The organism is Aeromonas popoffii (assembly GCF_000820025.1).
GTDB classification, from domain to species: Bacteria; Pseudomonadota; Gammaproteobacteria; order Enterobacterales; family Aeromonadaceae; genus Aeromonas; species Aeromonas popoffii.
Genome location: NZ_CDBI01000025.1, coordinates 118,870 through 136,642 on the forward strand (window position 1 = coordinate 118,870; position 17,773 = coordinate 136,642).

16 protein-coding genes are annotated in these 17,773 nt (G+C 58.8%); 1 reads left to right on the forward strand and 15 read right to left on the reverse strand.

Annotation, left to right across the window (positions count from 1 at the left end; all coding sequences use genetic code 11):
• Positions 1 to 38: 38 nt before the first annotated feature.
• The 5 genes from BN1129_RS05885 to rplU all read right to left on the reverse strand — a co-directional run bounded on the left by BN1129_RS05885 (position 39) and on the right by rplU (position 5,662).
• The gene (locus tag BN1129_RS05885; RefSeq protein ID WP_042035115.1) at positions 39 to 1,733 is read right to left on the reverse strand and encodes an AMP-binding protein; all 1,695 of its coding nucleotides are present in this window, start codon (positions 1,731 to 1,733) and stop codon (positions 39 to 41) included.
• A 173-nt stretch (positions 1,734 to 1,906) separates the two neighbouring features.
• Positions 1,907 to 3,277 carry a YjiH family protein gene (locus BN1129_RS05890; RefSeq protein ID WP_042035116.1) on the reverse strand — a complete coding sequence of 457 codons (1,371 nt, stop codon included), beginning with the start codon at positions 3,275 to 3,277 and terminating at the stop codon, positions 1,907 to 1,909.
• 400 nt (positions 3,278 to 3,677) lie between these two features.
• Positions 3,678 to 4,883: an Obg family GTPase CgtA gene (gene cgtA, locus BN1129_RS05895; RefSeq protein WP_042035118.1), complete on the reverse strand. Its 1,206-nt coding sequence runs from the start codon at positions 4,881 to 4,883 to the stop codon at positions 3,678 to 3,680.
• Between the two features lie 192 nt (positions 4,884 to 5,075).
• Entirely contained in the window at positions 5,076 to 5,333 is a 258-nt protein-coding gene (gene rpmA, locus BN1129_RS05900; RefSeq protein WP_005311678.1) for a 50S ribosomal protein L27, read from the reverse strand.
• Between the two features lie 17 nt (positions 5,334 to 5,350).
• Positions 5,351 to 5,662, reverse strand: a complete 312-nt coding sequence (rplU, locus tag BN1129_RS22290; protein WP_005304210.1) for a 50S ribosomal protein L21 — start codon at positions 5,660 to 5,662, stop codon at positions 5,351 to 5,353.
• A gap of 242 nt (positions 5,663 to 5,904) precedes the next feature.
• Between rplU and ispB the strand changes: the two genes are divergently transcribed.
• Positions 5,905 to 6,876, forward strand: a complete 972-nt coding sequence (gene ispB, locus BN1129_RS05910) for an octaprenyl diphosphate synthase (protein WP_042035121.1) — start codon at positions 5,905 to 5,907, stop codon at positions 6,874 to 6,876.
• 89 nt (positions 6,877 to 6,965) lie between these two features.
• Here the strand turns inward: ispB and BN1129_RS05915 are convergent, their stop codons facing one another.
• The 10 genes from BN1129_RS05915 to BN1129_RS05960 form a co-directional block, all read right to left on the reverse strand.
• A complete protein-coding gene (locus BN1129_RS05915) occupies positions 6,966 to 7,154 on the reverse strand; it encodes a DUF2065 domain-containing protein (protein ID WP_042035122.1) in 189 nt (62 codons plus the stop codon).
• 99 nt (positions 7,155 to 7,253) lie between these two features.
• Positions 7,254 to 8,138, reverse strand: coding sequence for a protease modulator HflC (gene hflC / locus BN1129_RS05920; protein ID WP_042035123.1), 885 nt, complete (start codon positions 8,136 to 8,138; stop codon positions 7,254 to 7,256).
• Positions 8,139 to 8,141: 3 nt separating this feature from the next.
• Complete coding sequence (hflK, locus tag BN1129_RS05925) at positions 8,142 to 9,290, reverse strand: FtsH protease activity modulator HflK (protein ID WP_042035138.1); 1,149 nt, start codon at positions 9,288 to 9,290, stop codon at positions 8,142 to 8,144.
• A 92-nt stretch (positions 9,291 to 9,382) separates the two neighbouring features.
• On the reverse strand, positions 9,383 to 10,669 hold the full coding sequence (gene hflX / locus BN1129_RS05930) for a ribosome rescue GTPase HflX (RefSeq protein WP_042035124.1): 1,287 nt from the start codon (positions 10,667 to 10,669) through the stop codon (positions 9,383 to 9,385).
• 63 nt (positions 10,670 to 10,732) lie between these two features.
• Positions 10,733 to 10,996: an RNA chaperone Hfq gene (hfq, locus tag BN1129_RS05935; protein ID WP_005311664.1), complete on the reverse strand. Its 264-nt coding sequence runs from the start codon at positions 10,994 to 10,996 to the stop codon at positions 10,733 to 10,735.
• A gap of 71 nt (positions 10,997 to 11,067) precedes the next feature.
• Positions 11,068 to 11,985 (reverse strand): tRNA (adenosine(37)-N6)-dimethylallyltransferase MiaA, encoded by a 918-nt coding sequence (miaA, locus tag BN1129_RS05940; protein ID WP_084204585.1) that lies wholly within the window; start codon positions 11,983 to 11,985, stop codon positions 11,068 to 11,070.
• A gap of 98 nt (positions 11,986 to 12,083) precedes the next feature.
• Positions 12,084 to 13,967, reverse strand: a complete 1,884-nt coding sequence (gene mutL / locus BN1129_RS05945; RefSeq protein WP_042035126.1) for a DNA mismatch repair endonuclease MutL — start codon at positions 13,965 to 13,967, stop codon at positions 12,084 to 12,086.
• A gap of 138 nt (positions 13,968 to 14,105) precedes the next feature.
• Entirely contained in the window at positions 14,106 to 15,647 is a 1,542-nt protein-coding gene (locus BN1129_RS05950) for an N-acetylmuramoyl-L-alanine amidase (protein WP_042035127.1), read from the reverse strand.
• The gene (gene tsaE, locus BN1129_RS05955) at positions 15,638 to 16,111 is read right to left on the reverse strand and encodes a tRNA (adenosine(37)-N6)-threonylcarbamoyltransferase complex ATPase subunit type 1 TsaE (protein WP_042035128.1); all 474 of its coding nucleotides are present in this window, start codon (positions 16,109 to 16,111) and stop codon (positions 15,638 to 15,640) included. Before tsaE ends, BN1129_RS05950 begins: the two co-directional genes overlap by 10 nt.
• An 8-nt stretch (positions 16,112 to 16,119) precedes the next feature.
• Positions 16,120 to 17,631: a bifunctional ADP-dependent NAD(P)H-hydrate dehydratase/NAD(P)H-hydrate epimerase gene (locus tag BN1129_RS05960; protein ID WP_042035129.1), complete on the reverse strand. Its 1,512-nt coding sequence runs from the start codon at positions 17,629 to 17,631 to the stop codon at positions 16,120 to 16,122.
• Positions 17,632 to 17,773: the final 142 nt, after the last annotated feature.

A 17,773-nucleotide genomic window follows, 5' to 3' on the forward strand; every position in this document is an offset into this window, starting at 1 on the left:
GGGCCCGCGGGCCCTTTTTCCAGAGCGGCAAAACCGTCTCAGCGCGTCGCCTCGGCATGCTGGCGGACCAGTTCGCGGCTCATGGCCTCCCGCATCTTGAACTTCTGCAGCTTGCCGGTCACCGTCATGGGGTACTCCTCCACAAAACGGATGTATCTGGGAACCTTGAAGTAGGCGATGCGGGCCGAGAGAAAATGCTTGATCTCCTCCTCACTGACCACTTGATCCGGCCTGAGCTTGACCCAGGCGCACACCTCCTCACCGTAACGCTCGCTGTCGACACCGAACACGGCCGCATCCTGCACCGCTGGATGAGCGTAGAGTCGCTCCTCGATCTCTCGCGGATAGATGTTCTCGCCACCACGGATGATCAGCTCCTTGCTGCGCCCGACGATCTGCACATAACCCTCTTCATCCATGATGCCGATATCCCCCGAGTGCAGCCAGCCCTCCTCGTCGATGGTCTCCGCCGTCTTGGCAGGATCCTGCCAGTAACCCTGCATCACCCCGTTGCTACGACAACAGATCTCCCCCCGCTCGCCGATGGGCACCAATGCGCCACTCGGATCAACCAGCTTGATCTCGGTGTGATCGAGGGCACGGCCGACCGTGGTAACACGCTTGTTCAGTGGCGCATCGATGGCGGTCATGTGGTTGATGGGACTGCACTCTGTCTGGCCGTAGGCAATCGTCACCTCAGTCATGTGCATCAGGGTCTGCACCTTGCGCATCAAGGGCTCAGGGCAGATGGCCCCGGCCATGATGCCAGTGCGCAGGGAGGAGAGATCAAACTCTGCAAAGCCGGGCAGATCCAGCTCGGCGATAAACATGGTCGGCACGCCGTGCATGGCGGTGCAACGCTCCTCGCTCACCATCTGCAGAGTTGCCACAGGATCGAACGCTTCCGAGGGAAACAGGGCGCAGGCCCCCACGCTGATGCAGACCAGGTTGCCGAGTACCATGCCGAAACAGTGATAGAGCGGCACCGGTATGCAGAGCTTGTCCTGCTCGCTGAACGCCATACCCCGCGCCACCTGGCGGCCGTTGTTGAGGATGTTGCTGTGGCTCAGGATCGCACCCTTGGGGTTGCCCGTGGTGCCCGAGGTGAACTGGATGTTGATGGCATCGTCCGGCTTGAGGCTCGCGGCCACCCGGGTAAGCCGGTCCGGATCCTGCTCGTCCCCCAGCGCCAGCACGGTACCGAAGTTGAGCATGCCGGCGGTGGCCTCCTCCCCGAGCCGGATCACCATCGCCAGGCTCGGCAGGTGGGCACTGACCAGCTGCCCGGGCGGCGAGCTGGCCAGTTCCGGGGCCAGCTCATTGAGCATGGCGAGGTAATCGCTGCCCTTGAAGGCACTGGCACAGATGAGGGCACGGCACCCCACGTTGTTGATGGCAAACTCCAGCTCGTAGCTGCGGTAGGCAGGATTGATACAGACCATGATGGCGCCGATGCGGGCGGTGGCGAACTGCACCAGACACCACTCTATGTTGTTTGGTGACCAGATGCCGACCCTGTCGCCCGGTTGGATGCCGAGCCCCAGCAAGCCCAGCGCCAACCTGTCTATCTGGGTGAGGTATTCGCGGTAGCTCCAGCGGATCTGCTGGTGACGCACCACAACAGCAGGCCTTTCGGGAAAGCGTTCCGCTATCTCTTGCAGGTATTCGCCTATGGTCTGATGAAGCAGGGGCTGATCGCAGGGACCGGTCCGATAGCTGAGCAGTGAGGTCATGGGGTGACTCCTGGCCACGTTCGATTTGAATTGCCTACTGCTCGGCTGGCACGCTGTTTTCAGCTTGTTACATTAATGTAATTACCCACCATTAAAAAGACTCACTTTGGTCTAATGCCGACCACAAAAAACGGCCAACCCAGGTTGACCGTTTTGAATCCAGAGCAAGGGCCCTAGAACAACAGATGTGCTACACCGGCGATGACCGGCAAAGTGACCAGGGTGCGCAGCAGGAAAATGACAAACAGCTCCCACAGCTTGACCGGGATCTTGCTGCCCAGCAGCAGGGCACCCACTTCCGACATATAGATGAGCTGGGTGACCGACATGGCGGCGATCACGAATCGTGTGATGTCGCTCTCTATGGTCGATGCCAGCACGGCCGGGATGAACATGTCGGCGAAGCCCACCATGATGGTCTTGGAGGCCGCCTCGGCTTCCGGTAGCTGCAGCAGTTCCAGCAAGGGCACAAAGGGCGCCCCCAGCCAGTTGAAGATAGAGGTGTGCTCGGCCAGCATCAGGGCACAAGTCCCTATGGCCATCACCACCGGCAACACACCAAACACCATGTCGAGTGCATTCTTCACACCTTCTCGCGCCACCGCGCCCATGTCCGTCATGCTCTCGGCCTTGGTCAACGCCCGCTCATAGCCGTAGCTCAGCACGCTGTGCTGATGAGGCACGGACTCCTGCTGGCGGCACAGGGGGGTGCCATCGGCATAGACATCCTTCTTCCAGGAGAGCGGTGGCAGGCGCGGCACCACGACGGCAGCCACCACTCCAGCCAGGCAGACGGTCAGGTAGAAGGGCACGAACATGTGCTCCAGCCTCACCTGGGAGATCACCACCAGACAGAAGGTGATGGACACTGCCGAGAAGGTGGTCCCTATGACGGCAGCCTCACGCTGGGTGTAGAACTTGCCTTCGTACTGCTTGCTGGTCAGCAGAATGCCGACGCTGCCATCCCCCAGCCAGGACGCGAAGCAATCCACGGCGGAACGGCCCGGCAGGCGAAACACGGGGCGCATGATACGGGTCATCATGGTGCCGACGAACTCCAACAGACCGAAATCCAGCAGCAGGGGCAACAGCAGGCCGGCGAAAATGAACACCGAGAACAGCACAGGCAACAGATCGTGCAGCACCAGACCACCGGTGGCATCAGAGCGCAGCACCTCGGGCCCGAACTCGAAGAAGGTCAGCAGCACGAACACACCGCCCAGCACCCGCACGCAGGCCCAGAAAGGAGGTACATTGAACAGGCTGTTGAGGAAAGGGCGCTGCACCAGGATGGCCGGCTTGAACAACCAGGCAATCAGCGTCATCAACATGGTGGTGGTGATGATGGCACTGACCATGGCCACCAGATAATCGGCAAATACCGTCTGCACCAGTTTCGCCAGCACGGCGACGGGTATGGTGACATTACCGTCATAGATGACGGGGGTCATGAACAGCAGGATCCCGATGAGTGACGGGATCAGGAACATCAGCACGTTGCGACGGGTATTGAGCGCAGGTGCTTGCAGAGTCTTTTCCAGCATGGTTTACAGCCTTAATGTTACTTTTCCTTAGCCAGGCGAACCTGCATATTCATGCTTTCACCCAGCAAAACGGGCGCAAGAATACTCCAATAAAATGCACAAACAAGCCTTTAACGGATCATTTCAAGCATAAATATTTTTACAGGCAAACCTTCCATAAGAATGACCTCAAACAGACATGCATATCAATTCACTACAAATAGTTAGCACATTGTTTCAATTAGGTTGCATTCAGGTGCGCAGTATAATCAGTTGCAGTTGGCAGGCAATAAGTGACATGAGAAATATATCTACATGGTGATCAAGCCAGTCTGGATGGACCCCATAAAAAAACCGAAGTCTGTTACCAGACTCCGGTTTTTCTCACCAATGGGCGAAGACGCCAGGCAGGACCGAGTGATCAGTCACGAACATAGATGACTTCAACGCCATCCTCGTCGTCATCATCCCAGTCATCATCATCATCGAGGGTCGCATCGAAGGCCAGGGAAGCCGCTGCAGCCTCCGCTTCGGCCTGGGCCAGCTGGTTCTTGTGGTAATCGTCCCACTTGAACTCCACCTTCTCGATGGCATCCTTGGCATCTTCTACCAGCGTGCGCGGCATGGTATCCAGCAGATCCAGGATGTCATAGCACACCTTCTTTGTGCCTTCCTTGCTGATGGCCGTGATCTGGTAGACAGGGCCTTCGTAGGCCAGCGCAGCCTTGACGCGCTCCATCACCTCGACCGCTTCCTCTTCCAGGATCAGATCCATCTTGTTGAACACCAGCCAGCGCGGCTTGCCCGCCAGCTCGGGGCTGTATTTTTCCAGCTCCTTGACAATCGTCACGGCATTCACGGCCGGATCCGAGCCATCTACCGGGCAGATATCCACAAGGTGGAGCAGTACTCGGCAACGCTCCAGGTGCTTGAGGAAGCGGATACCCAGACCGGCGCCTTCGGCGGCACCCTCGATCAGACCCGGAATGTCGGCGATCACGAAGGAGCGGGAGTTCTCGCCACGCACTACGCCCAGGTTCGGCACGAGTGTGGTGAAGGGGTAGTCAGCCACTTTGGGTCGGGCGGCAGACACTGCGCGGATAAAGGTAGACTTGCCTGCGTTGGGCAGACCCAGCATGCCGACGTCGGCCAGCAGCAACAGTTCCAGCTTCAGGGTACGTACTTCACCCGGCGTACCGCTGCTCTTCTGGCGCGGCGCCCGGTTGACGGAGCTCTTGAAGCGGGTGTTGCCCAGACCGTGGAACCCCCCCTTGGCAACCATCAACTTCTGACCATGGCTGGTCAAGTCGCCCAGTCGCTCACCGGTATCTTCATCACTGGCGCGGGTTCCGACAGGAACGCGCAGCACCTTGTCTTTGCCACGATGACCAGTACAGTTGGCACTGCGACCATTCTCACCGCGCTCGGCCGCATGGAAGCGCTCGAAACGGTAATCGATCAGGGTGTTCAGGTTTTCGTCGGCAATCAGATAGACATCGCCGCCATCGCCACCGTCTCCGCCATCCGGGCCGCCGTTGGGAACGTACAACTCCCGACGAAAACTGACACAACCGTTACCACCGTCACCGGCATCGACTCGAATCTGGACTTCATCAACAAACTTCATAGGTAACCGTCACCTTAATTCGAAAAACCGATACGCAATTATAGTGGTACAGGCCCCTGCGGGCGATACGCATCTTAGCGATGAATGCCTCGCGCAACACCAGGCACATCTGCGTTCCGTTTTTTCGTAAACTGCGTCAGAAAAACAAAAGCCCCGCCTGTTGGCGGGGCTTCGGATCCTTGCGGTCCGTAATTACTCAGCAACTATGCTAACGTACTTACGATTCAGCGGACCTTTAACTTCGAACAGGATCTTGCCAGTCGCTTTCGCGTACAGGGTGTGATCGGTGCCCAGACCAACGTTGGTGCCAGCGTGGAACTTGGTACCACGTTGACGAACGATGATGCTGCCTGCCAGAACTGTTTCGCCGCCGAAACGCTTAACGCCAAGGCGTTTAGCTTCAGAATCGCGACCGTTGCGGGATGAACCGCCAGCTTTTTTGTGTGCCATCTATCGGACTCCTCTAATTAAGCGCTGATGCCAGTGATTTTGACTTCAGTGAACCACTGACGGTGGCCCGCTTGCTTACGATGGTGCTTACGACGACGGAACTTGACGATAGTCACTTTCTCGCCACGGCCGTGAGCCACAACTTCAGCTACAACCTTGCCACCTTCAACGAAAGGAGCACCTACTTTAAAAGTGTCGCCTGCAGCAACCATCAGAACTTCGTTGAAGTCGATAGTAGCGCCAGTCTCAACGTTCAGCTTTTCCAGACGAACGATTTGACCTTCGGCCACACGGTGTTGTTTTCCGCCGCTTTGGAATACCGCGTACATTTGATTAACTCCGTAAAGGCGTGTCTTTTGCTCAAGGCCAGACACGCGCAAAAACCTATAACAATGGGCCGGCATTCTACGCAAATCGATTTGCTCAGGCAAGGCCAATTTAGCAAAAAGTTTATTTTGTGCGCATATCTGCCGCCGTGGATAAACGCTTAACTGTAACCCATTGTGAAATCGTGTAGAATCCCCGCCATTACTAAAACCGCAGTTATTGCTGCCGTCACGTTACGAGACTTATGGACCAACAGACTATCCGTGCGCTCTGTGCCGCCGACATGACGGCGGTGAATGAACTGATCCTGGCGAGACTTCAATCCGATGTCAGCCTGATCAACCAGCTGGGTTTCTATATTGTCAGTGCAGGCGGGAAACGGATGCGCCCCATGCTGACAGTGATGGCCGCCCGCGCACTGGGATACGAAGGTCAGGATCATCTCAAACTCGCCGCCATCATAGAATTTATCCACACCTCTACCCTGCTGCACGACGACGTGGTCGACGAATCCGACCTGCGCCGCGGCCGGGAAACCGCCAACGCCCTGTTTGGCAATGCCGCCAGCGTCCTGGTCGGTGACTACCTCTATAGTCGCTCCTTTCAGATGATGAGCGAACTCTCCAACCTGAAGGTGATGGAGATACTGTCGGATGCCACCAACACCATAGCCGAGGGCGAAGTGTTGCAGTTGATGAACTGCAACGATCCGGACACCACGGAACAGAGTTACATGACGGTCATCTACTGCAAGACCGCCAAGCTGTTCGAGGCCGCCACCCGCCTCGCTGCCGTGCTGACCCATCAGCCCGAGCCCATCGAGCAGGCCATGACCAACTATGGCAAGTATCTGGGTACCGCCTTCCAGATCATCGATGACGTGATGGACTACTGCTCCCAGAGCGATGAGATGGGCAAGAACGTTGGTGACGATCTGGCTGAAGGCAAGCCCACCCTGCCACTGCTGCGGGCCATGGAAGTTGGCTCGCCCGAAGAGCGTCAGCTGGTGCGCGATGCCATAGCGCACCGCAACGGCATGGAACATCTCGACCAGATCCTGGCCATTCTCGACCGTACAGGCGCGCTGGAGTACTCCCGCATGCGTGCCCGGCAAGAGGCTGACAAGGCCATCGCAGCGCTCGCCGTCCTGCCGGACTCCCAGCACAAGCAGGCGCTGGAAACCCTGGCCCAGATGGCGGTACAGCGTAGCGCCTGAGTCAACGACTCCTGCTGGATGAACAAGAGGCCCGTGGGCCTCTTTTTTATGGTCTGCGCTTTAGTTAGAGACTGATCCAGCCAGATGGCTCAATGGCTCAACATCCAGATAATAACGGCGCCCGCTACCACCAGCGAGCCACCGATACGGCGCAGGTGCTCAGGTGACTGATCACTGAGCAGCCGCAGCATCTGCTGCCAGGCCCTCGGCATCAGCAGGGGGCCAAGCCCTTCAAACAGCAATAGCAGCCCCAGTCCCATCAACATGGATGTCAGCATCCCAGCTCCTTGCACAAAAAGCCGCCCATATCGGCGGGGCTGGCGCCATAAAGCAAAAGGGCCTGAATCATCAGGCCCTTTGGTCTTATTGCTTGTCTCTTACTGCTCGGTGCCGTTAGGCGACCTGAAGTAGCGGAAGAACTCGCTATCTGGCTTGAGCACCATCAGCTCGTTGCCACCGGCAAAGCTCTTGCGATAGGCCTCCATGCTACGCACGAAGCTGAAAAACTCGGGGTCTTTCTGGTAGCTGTCGGCATAGATCTTGGCGGCTTCCGCATCCCCTTCACCACGCAACTGACGCGCATTGCGCTCCGCGTCAGCGATCATGACGGTCACCTTGCGGTTGATGTTGGCACGCAGGATTTCGGCCTGCTCACGACCCTGTGAACGATGCTCACGGGCTACCGCAGTCCGCTCGGCACGCATCCGCTGAAAGATGGAGTTGGAGACTTCGACCGGCAGGTTGATCTGCTTGATCCGCACATCAACCACCTTGATGCCGAGCTCGGAGGAGCGCGCCATCCTCATCAGTGCATCTTCCATCACGGTACTGCGCTCACCAGAAACAATGTCCCTGATGGTGCGGTTACCTATCTCGGAGCGCAGACCGTTGTTGATCTTGCGCTTGAGCAGGTCTTCAGCCTGCATCTTATTGCCACCACCTGTTGCCAGGTAGAACCGGGAAAAGTCCTCAATCCTCCACTTCACATAGGAGTCGATGATGAGGTCTTTCTTCTCCGAGGTGACGAAGCGATCAGCCTGGCTGTCGATGGTCTGGATACGAGCATCCATCTTGCGAACCTGATCGATGAAGGGCACCTTGAAGTGCAGTCCTGGCTCAAAAAGCCGCGCTTCACCGGATTCAACCCGCTTCACCTTGCCAAACTGCACAACTATCCCTTTCTGCCCTTCATCAATCACAAAGATGGAGGAGAAGCCGATCATAGCGGCCACAGCGATGACACCAATAGCTATTTTTTTCATCTATTAGTTTCTCCCTGAGCTGAAACGATCGCCACTACGCAGCGGGATCGGTGTAGAGTTGGCCCCTTCGTTGGACGGAGGAATCGATTCAACCTCCGGAGTACCAGCCGGAAGAGCCGGTTGTACGGCATTTGCTTTGCCAGAGAGCTTGTCGAGCGGCAGATAGATCATGCTGTTGTTGCCAGCCGGCATGTCGACCACCACCTTGTTAGCTTGCTGATAGAGCTCTTCCATGGTTTCCAGATAGATACGCTTACGGGTCAGCTCAGGAGCCGCCTGATACGTGGGCAGCAGCGCGCTGAAACGAGCAACCTCACCCTGGGCCCTCAACACGACCTGGGACTTGTAAGCTTTCGCTTCCTGCTCCAGACGCTTGACTGAACCACGTGCCTTCGGCTCGACTTCACGAGCATAGGCTTCTGCTTCACGAATGAAGCGCTGTTCATCTTCCTGAGCGGAAATGGCGTCATCAAACGCATCTTTCACCTCTTCCGGCGGACGAGCCGGCAAGAAGTTGACGTCGACGATTTGCAGACCCATTTGGTATGGCTCTATGATGTCATCGATCACCTGCCAGGTCTCCTGACGGACTCTTTCCCGACCAGTGGTCAGTACATCATCCATCCGGGTATGACCCACCACATAGCGCAGAGCGCTATCGGTAGCCTGGCTCAGACTCTCCTCGGCATTGGTGACGCTGAACAGGAACTGTTCCGGATTGACAACACGAAACTGCACGTCCATCTCGACCCGCACCACGTTTTCATCCTGAGTCAGCATAAAGCCGGACGCAGGCAGAGAACGCACAGACTCCACATCCACCGGTATGACCCGATCGATAAAAGTCGGCTTCCAGCGCAAGCCCGGCTCTACGTTGTGAGAGTAAGCACCAAACCGCAGAATCACCCCTCGCTCAGCTTCACGAATGGTATAAAAGCCGCTGAGGACCCACACCACCACAGCGATCACCAAGACGATAGAGAGACCGAAACGTCCGATTTCACCACCTGACTTGCCACCCCCCAGCAAACCGCCAAAACGGCGGCTCACCTTGCGCAGCATCTCGTCCAGATCAGGGGGTCCCTGATTCTTGCCGTTGTTCCCCCAAGGGTCACGGTCTTTGCCGTTGTTTCCAGGCTCATTCCAAGCCATCAGCATCTCCATTAATACAAGCGGATGGATATCATCTCTATCTGGTCATCAATCGTTGATGAAGCGGGTAAGCATTCATCTTCATCCGCGACTCAATGCCTGATAAAGCGTTGTAAATTCTCACCTTCCTGTTTCACAAGGCGGTTCCAATCGGCTAGTTGCAGCCGAACTTGCAACACAAAATCCCCCTCCTCGCTGAAACCTTCCTGCTCAATGCCTTTAAGGCGATAGAGCGCACTTCGCAATCTGGCGGCCGAAGGAGGCAACTGCAGGGTATGATGCACCATGGAACCGGCCAGCAACTCGGTCAGAGCCGTAAACAGGGATTCACAGCCTTCCCCGGTCTGGGCCGACAACCAGAGACGCACAGGACGTCCCTCATCATCCCGTTCCAGACCTACCCGATGATCCACCAGCTTGTCGATCTTATTGCAGATCATCAGCTGGGGTCTGTCATCGGCTTCAATCTCGGCCAACACCTGCTGCACGGAGTCGATATTCTCCTGCATCTGCTCATCGGCACAATCCACCACATGCAACAGCAGATCCGCTTCACGGGTCTCCTGCAGGGTCGCCTTGAAGGCCGCAACCAGATCATGGGGCAAGTGTCGAATAAATCCAACTGTATCAGCCAAAATCACATCACCCACATCCAGGATCACCAATTTACGCAGGGTGGGATCCAGAGTTGCGAACAATTGGTCGGCAGCATACACGCTGGCAGCTGTAAGTTGGTTGAACAAAGTGGACTTTCCGGCGTTGGTGTAACCCACCAGCGATACAGTCGGTACTTCGTTTCTGTTGCGGGCACGGCGGCCCTGTTCCCGCTGCTTGGCCACTTTGTCGAGCCGGCGCAAAATCGCCTTGATGCGCTCACGCAACAGACGACGGTCAGTTTCAAGCTGGGTTTCGCCCGGGCCGCGCAGACCGATCCCGCCCTTCTGACGCTCAAGGTGAGTCCAGCCTCGCACCAGGCGAGTAGAAAGATGGCGTAGCTGGGCCAGTTCGACCTGCAACTTGCCTTCGTGGGTACGGGCGCGCTGGGCAAAGATATCCAGAATCAGGCCGGTTCTGTCAACGACCCGACACTGGAACAGGCGTTCCAGGTTGCGCTCCTGGGCAGGAGTCAGGGCATGGTTGAAGATTACCACGTCTGCGCCCAGCATCTGCACCTGGGACGCGATCTCTTCAGCCTTGCCGCTGCCGACAAAAAATTTGGCGCTGGGTGCACTGCGATTGGTGGTGACTACCCCCAACGCATTGACCCCAGCCGAGCTCACCAACATCTTGAGCTCTTCCAGATCCTCCCGCTCACCCTCATCGCTGAAGTTGACATGTACCAGAACGGCCTGTTCGCCTGCTTCATAACGGTCAAACAAGCGCTTGCTCCTTGACAGGAATCATGATGAATCTGGGTTGGCGAGTCATCTCGCCCTGGGATATCACGCCTCGGCTTCACCCTGTTCTTCGCCAGCTGCGCCAGGGACGTGCTGGTGATGGTTGACGGCACGGGCTGGCACCACGGTGGAAATGGCGTGTTTGTAGACCATCTGGCTCACGGTGTTCTTCAGCAAAATGACAAACTGGTCAAACGATTCGATCTGACCCTGCAGTTTGATGCCGTTCACCAAATAGATAGAAACAGGAATCCGCTCACGGCGCAGCGCATTCAAAAACGGGTCTTGGAGAGATTGCCCCTTAGCCATCTTCTTTTTCCTTATAGTTTGTTGTTTTTAAACACCGGATATCAATATAACAACCTGATTATACAGGAGTGTCAAGCCACACCGGCACGGGCCACGACCCTTGCCAGATTGCCAGACTCTCCAGATTCCAACCAGGTGATTTCAGGCCAACCGCGCAACCAGGTCATTTGACGCTTGGCCAACTGGCGGGTGGCAACAATTCCGCGATAGCGCATCTCATCATACTCCACTTCCCCTGCCAGGTAGTCCCACATTTGGCGGTAGCCAACGCAGCGAATAGCGGGCAGATCAGGGGTGAGATCGCCGCGCTCATAGAGCGCCCTGACCTCTTGCTCGAACCCGCTTTGCAACATCTTGTCAAAGCGCTGTTCGATACGCTGGTGTAACAGGGCGCGATCGCTCGGAGCGATGGCAAACTGATGCACCCGATAGGGCAGCCCCGCCCCCTGCACTTGCGTAAGTTCAGTGAGCGTCTTGCCACTGATACGATACACCTCCAGTGCCCGGCTCAGACGCTGTGGGTCATTGGGATGAATGCGCGCCCCGGCGACCGGGTCTATGCGCACCAGCTCCTCGTGCAGCGCCTGCCAGCCGAGGCGGGCCGCCTCTTCCTCAATCCCGGCACGAATGACAGGGTCGGCGGATGGTAGCGGCGAGAGCCCCTCCAACAACGCCTTGAAATAGAGCATTGTCCCCCCCACCAGCAGCGGAATGCGGCCACGGGCCACTATGTCGTCCATCTCCCGCAGGGCATCGCGGCAAAAATCTGCCGCAGAATAGCTCAAGGCAGGATCGAGCATGTCGATCAGCTTATGGGGCGCCAGGGCCAGCTCGTGGGCGGTCGGCTTGGCGGTACCTATGTCCATGCCGCGATAGATGAGCGCAGAGTCCACGCTGATGATGTCGCAGGGCAGGGCCTGACACAGATTGATGGCGAGATCCGTCTTGCCGGAGGCCGTCGGCCCCATCAGAAAAATTGCAGTCGGCAAGTCAGCCACGTGAAAAACTCCCCTTGCATGGTCACCACCAGAGCGGGCACACCTGCAAAAAACATATCTATTGGTCAAAGAGGCGGCCATCCCGCCCCTCAGTTGCCATCGGCAAACTCGGCCAGCACGCTTGCCAACGACACAGGGCGCACCATGCGCGTGTCTGCCAGTTGGTCACTGAAATCGGTCACAAGTTCCATCAGCAAACGACTGGCAGTTGAAAAATCATATACTTTTTCGCGAGTTATCCCCTGCTCTACCAACCATTGGCATAATACTTCAGCCAGCTGGCTAGCATCACTGTCAGATCCGCTCTCGATAATTTGCAATAATTCGGGTAATAACCGCACCAGATCGGTTTGACGCAGCAAGGCTGGCACCCGAGTCAGGATCATGGTGTCGCGCCCCCCGTTTTTCAACTCCAGTCCCATGCGGGTGAGCAAACGCTCCTGCTCTTCAACCAGCGCTATCAAGTTCTTGGGCAACTTGAAGGAGACCGGCAGTAGCAGCGGTTGCGCCGCCAGTCCCTGCCCCCAGGCCTCCAGCAGCCAGTTGCGCAGCAGCAGGCGCTCGGCCCGCACCAGCGAGAGCAGTGCCAGTTGACCATCTCGCTCCAGCAGCAAATAAGCCTGCTCCACCAGGATGAGCGCCCGCCAGACTCCGGGCGCGGCCTGAACGGCTGCGTTGGAGGTCGCCACCGGGGTAGCGGGTACGACAGACGCGGACCCCGCATCAGATAAGGTGGTGAGCAGCGCCCCCATGCCACGCATCGCATCCCGGCTGGGCGGTTCGGGCGGCTGATAATGGCTGGCGCGAGCCACGCCCCCTTCTCGCACTTCATTCGTCGCAGCCGGAGTCCGGTAATTGTGCTCGGCGCCGTACCACTCGGGACGAGGCGCCTGGCCCGGGTATTCAATTTGCCCGCTGACCGGCAGCTCGACCAGGGTCTCGGCCAGCAGTTCGCCCTGTTCAGCTCTGGCGGCAGCCTCCCGGTGCAGGGCAGTGAACAGCGCCTGGAAGATGAAGTCGTGGATGAGGCGTGCCTGATGGAAGCGCACCTCGTGCTTGGCCGGATGGACGTTCACATCCACCTGATGGGGATCCAGCTCGATATAGAGCACATAGGCGGCGAAGCGGTCGGCAGGCAGCAGCTCGTCATAGGCCTGGCGGATGGCGTGATTGATGAGCTTGTCGCGCATCATGCGGCCGTTCACATAGGTGTATTGCAGATCGTTCTGCGGTCTGGCCCCCTCAGGGGTCGCCAGCCAGCCCCGCAGGCGCACGTCGCTGTGCTCGCTTTCCACCGCCAGCACGTGGTGCATGAAGGGGGTGCCACAGACAGCGGCCAGGCGGCGCTCCTGCTCAGGTACCGTATTGGCAGCCTTGTACTGGCGCATCACCTTGCCGTTGTGGCGCAGGATCAGGGTGACATCGAAACGGGAGAGCGCGATGCGACGCACCAGCTCGTCGATATGAGCAAACTCGGTCTTTTCGCTGCGCATGAATTTGCGCCGTGCGGGCGTATTGAAGAAGAGATCCACCACTTCCACTGTGGTCCCCACCGGGTGGGCCGCGGGCTTGACGGTGACCTGCATCTCACGCCCTTCCGCCTGGGCTTGCCAGGCCTCGGACTGATCCAGGGTGCGGGAGGTGAAGGTGAGACGAGAGACCGAGCTGATGGAGGCGAGCGCCTCGCCGCGAAACCCCAGGCTGCAGATCCCTTCCAGATCATCCAGGGTCGCCACCTTGGAGGTGGCGTGACGCGACAACGCCAGCACCAGCTCCTCTTTGGCGACGCCGCAGCCGTTGTCACGGATGCGGATCAGCTTGGCACCGCCCTTGTCGATGTCAATCTCGACCCGGTCGGCACCCGCGTCCAGGCTGTTTTCCACCAGCTCCTTGACGACCGAAGAGGGCCGCTCCACCACCTCTCCTGCGGCAATCTGGTTGGCCAGGATCGGCGGTAAAATACGGATCGGCATGGCTTACTCCTGACCTTTAGTCTTGCGGGATCCAGACACTGTCACCGCTGAGCAGGACCGATCCCCCCTCTCTCCGGCAGCAATCTGGTTGGCCAGGAAAGGCGATAAAACAGGGATCGGTATGGCTGCTCCCGGTTTCTATTTTTGGGGGATATAGAGCACCTGCCCTATCTGGATATCCCGTGATTTGAGTTTGTTGATCTCCACCAGCCGCGCCTGGCTCACCCCGAACTTCTCGGCGAGGCGAGAGAGGCTCTGGCCACGGGTGACCACGTGGCGGATCATCTTGGCCTTGTCGTTGCTCTGCACGCTGCTGACCGGCATGTTCGGCTCCTTGGCAGCCACCACATAGGGCTTGATCACACCGGCGCCGGACGAGCTGCTGACACTGCTGACCGGGGCGCCGCCATCGCGGCTACGGTTTGGTTCTGTGGCCGGCATCCGATTGGTCATCACGGGCTGCGACTGCACCTGCGCGGGTTTGCTCACCGCCACAGGTCTGCTGACCGCAGCTGGCTTGCTGGCCTGCCCCTTGCCGGTCAGCATGGCACCCTTGGTCGGGTGGGCACGGTAGTAGTTGCGGATGCCCTCGAAGATGGCGCGAGCCAGCTGATCCTGATAAGCGGGGGTCGCCAGCAGCTGCTCCTCCGCATGGTTGGAGATAAAGCCTGTCTCCACCAGTACAGAGGGGATGTCCGGTGCTTTGAGCACTGCCAGACTGGCGTGCTCCGGCGCCTTCTTGTGCAACCTGGCCACCTTGCCCATGGAACGCAGGATCTGGCGGCTGACGTCGTACCCCTCGGCACGGGACTTGTCCATGGAGAGATCGAGGAAGGTCTGTGCCAGATAGGGGTTTGGATCGGACTCGGCCAATACCTTGCCCACCCCGCCCAACAGCTCACCCTGTTTCTCCTGTTTCTCCAGCCAGCTGCCCATCTCGCGATTGGCGCGATTGGTCGACAGCACCCAGACCGAGGCTCCCCGCGGGGTGGCGTTGTGGAAGCTGTCAGCGTGCACCGACACCAGCAAGTCGGCCTTGGCCTTGCGGGCTATCTCGGAGCGCTTGTTCAGATCGACGAAGTAGTCGCCACGACGGGTCAGCACGGCGCGCATGCCGGGTTCCCTGTCGATGAGTGCAGCCAACTTCTGGGAAACCGCCAGGGTGACCCGCTTCTCATAAGTGCGGCGTGGACCGATGGAACCCGGATCTTCCCCGCCATGGCCCGGATCGATGGCGATCACCACGCCTCTGCCCTTGCCGGCCACTGGCGTAGCCTGCACGGCGACGGAGGCTTTCTCTTCATAAGGCAGGTCGATCACCAGCCGATGACCATAGGGGCCAGCCGGCGCCAGCGGAAAGACCACAGGCTTGATGGTGGAGCTCAAGTCCAACACCAGTCGCAGGCCGCCCTTCTCCAGCGGTGAACTCTCGCGGATCTTGCGCACCAGCTCGCTCTTGTTCTCGATGCGGGCCAGATTGGTGACGTTGTTCGCCCCTTTGAGGTCGATCACCAACCGATCCGGGCCGGTCAGAGTGAAGTAGTTGTAATTGGGGGCGCTGCTCATGTCGAGTACCACCCGGGTGTTATCCGGCGATGGCCACACCCGCACACTCTTGAGCTGATTCGCCCAGGAGGGTAAGGCCATCAGAGAGAGGACAATAACAAGGATCACGCGCACGTAGATGACAACCGTTCCAGAATGGCTTCGCCAATCGCAGTGCGAGCCTCTATCAGAGCCTCACGCTGCTCGTTTACATAAGTCAGGGTAATGTCCAGATCGGAAACCGGCAGCCAGCCTTCACCCTTTTCTGGCCACTCCACCAGACAGAGGGTATTGGCGGCAAAGTAGTCCCGAATGCCCATGAACTCCAGCTCTTCCGGATCGGCCAGGCGGTAGAGATCGAAGTGGTAAACCTGCCACTCGGCCAGTTCATAGGGCTCGACCAGGGTGTAGGTCGGGCTCTTGACCTTGCCCTGATGGCCCAGCCCCTGCACCCAGCCACGGGTCAGGGTGGTTTTTCCGGCCCCGAGGGTGCCATGCAAGAACACCGTGGTCGCCTGCTGGCAGGCGTGTGCCAGACGGCCACCCAGTGCCACTGTTGCTGCCTCGTCCGGCAGTGTCATCATCAACTGTTTTGCCATGTTCTTCTTTAACTTGTTATGGTGTCGGGATTAACCAGTCGACGGATAAAAGGCAGCAGATCTGATGCCAGCATGCCCCTTTCTCCGTCTGCGGCGGCCAGATCGGCCGCTTCCCCGTGGATCACTGCGCCCAGCCGGGTTGCCTCGACGGCAGACCAGCCCTGGGCCAAAAGGGCGGCGATTATACCAGATAACAGATCGCCCATGCCGCCACTGGCCATGCCGGGATTGCCCTCGTCACAGAGCACTATCCCCTTGCCATCACAGATGAGCGTGCCCGCCCCCTTGAGCAGTACGACACCGCCAAAAACGTGCTGCAAGCGCCGCACGGCGGCAAAACGATCTGCTGCAATCTCGGCAATCGAGCAGCCCAGCAGGCGGGCCGCCTCACCCGGGTGAGGCGTAAGCACCCAATTATCCTGATGACGGGGACATTGCGCCAGCCAATTCAATCCATCGGCGTCCAATACCAGCGGTGTCTCCCCATTGACCAAGGACTCAAAATGGCGGCGGCCCCATGCGTCCTGACCCAGTCCCGGCCCCACCAGTCGCACCGAGGCCCAGCGCTCATCTGCATCAGCCTGCGTATCCATCAACTCGGCTTGATGGAGACTGACGGGCACATGACTCGGGTGCTGACATACCCGTACCAGACCGGCCCCCGCCCGCAGGCAGGCAAGACCCGCCAGCACGATAGCGCCCTGCATGCCCACATTGCCCCCCACCACCAACACCTTGCCGTGAGACCCCTTGTGGGCAGAGCGCTGGCGCGGCGTCAGCAGGTGTTTGAGGCCGGGATAATCGATCCGTTCGGCGGTCGCTTCCAGGCCAGCCTCCGGCGTCACGCCGAGGGGATCGCAATCGAGCCGGCCGACACCATCCACCCCCTCGCCGGTGAGCATGCCCTGCTTGATGCCGATGAAGGTGAGGGTGCGGCTGGCACGGACCAATACCCCCATGGCACGGCCCGTGTCGGCATTGAGGCCGGAGGGCAGATCCACCGCCAACACGGGTGCCGGCAAGCCATTGATTGTTGCGACGATCTTTGTCAAAGGCAAGGAGAGGGGGGCATGAACACCCGTGCCGAGCAGTGCGTCTATCACCAGATCTGGCGGCGGCAGTGAATCCAGCTCGCTCGCGCCGGCCATCAGCACAGTTCCCCCCTGCGCCAGCCACTCATCCGCGGCCCGTCTGGCATCCCCTTTCAGCTCGGCGGGGTCCCTCGCGGCGATAACCTGAGGCTCGAGACCGATCTGCCTGGCGAGACGGGCCAGCACATAGCCGTCCCCCCCGTTGTTGCCGGGGCCGACAAAGATCCACCAGTTGCGGCTCTGCGGCCAATGGTGGGTGGCATAGGTGCGCAGCGCCGCACCGGCACGCTCCATCAGGGCATAAAGTGCCTGCCCTTCACGCTCGGCCCAGCGCAGCTCCAGCGCGCGGATCTGTTCGGTCCGCCACAGTGATCGTGGTAAACTGCGCACCTCTTTACCGCTGATAGTATCCCTGATGACCTTTACCATGACGGCTCCTGACTTTCATCCATTGACCCTGGCTGACACGCTCCGGGCATCCGGTGCGGCAGATTTTCACTGCCGGTTGACCCGGGACATCAAGCCTTTGGACCAGATGCAGCATGAGCACACCTGATTTTCACCGCAGGTT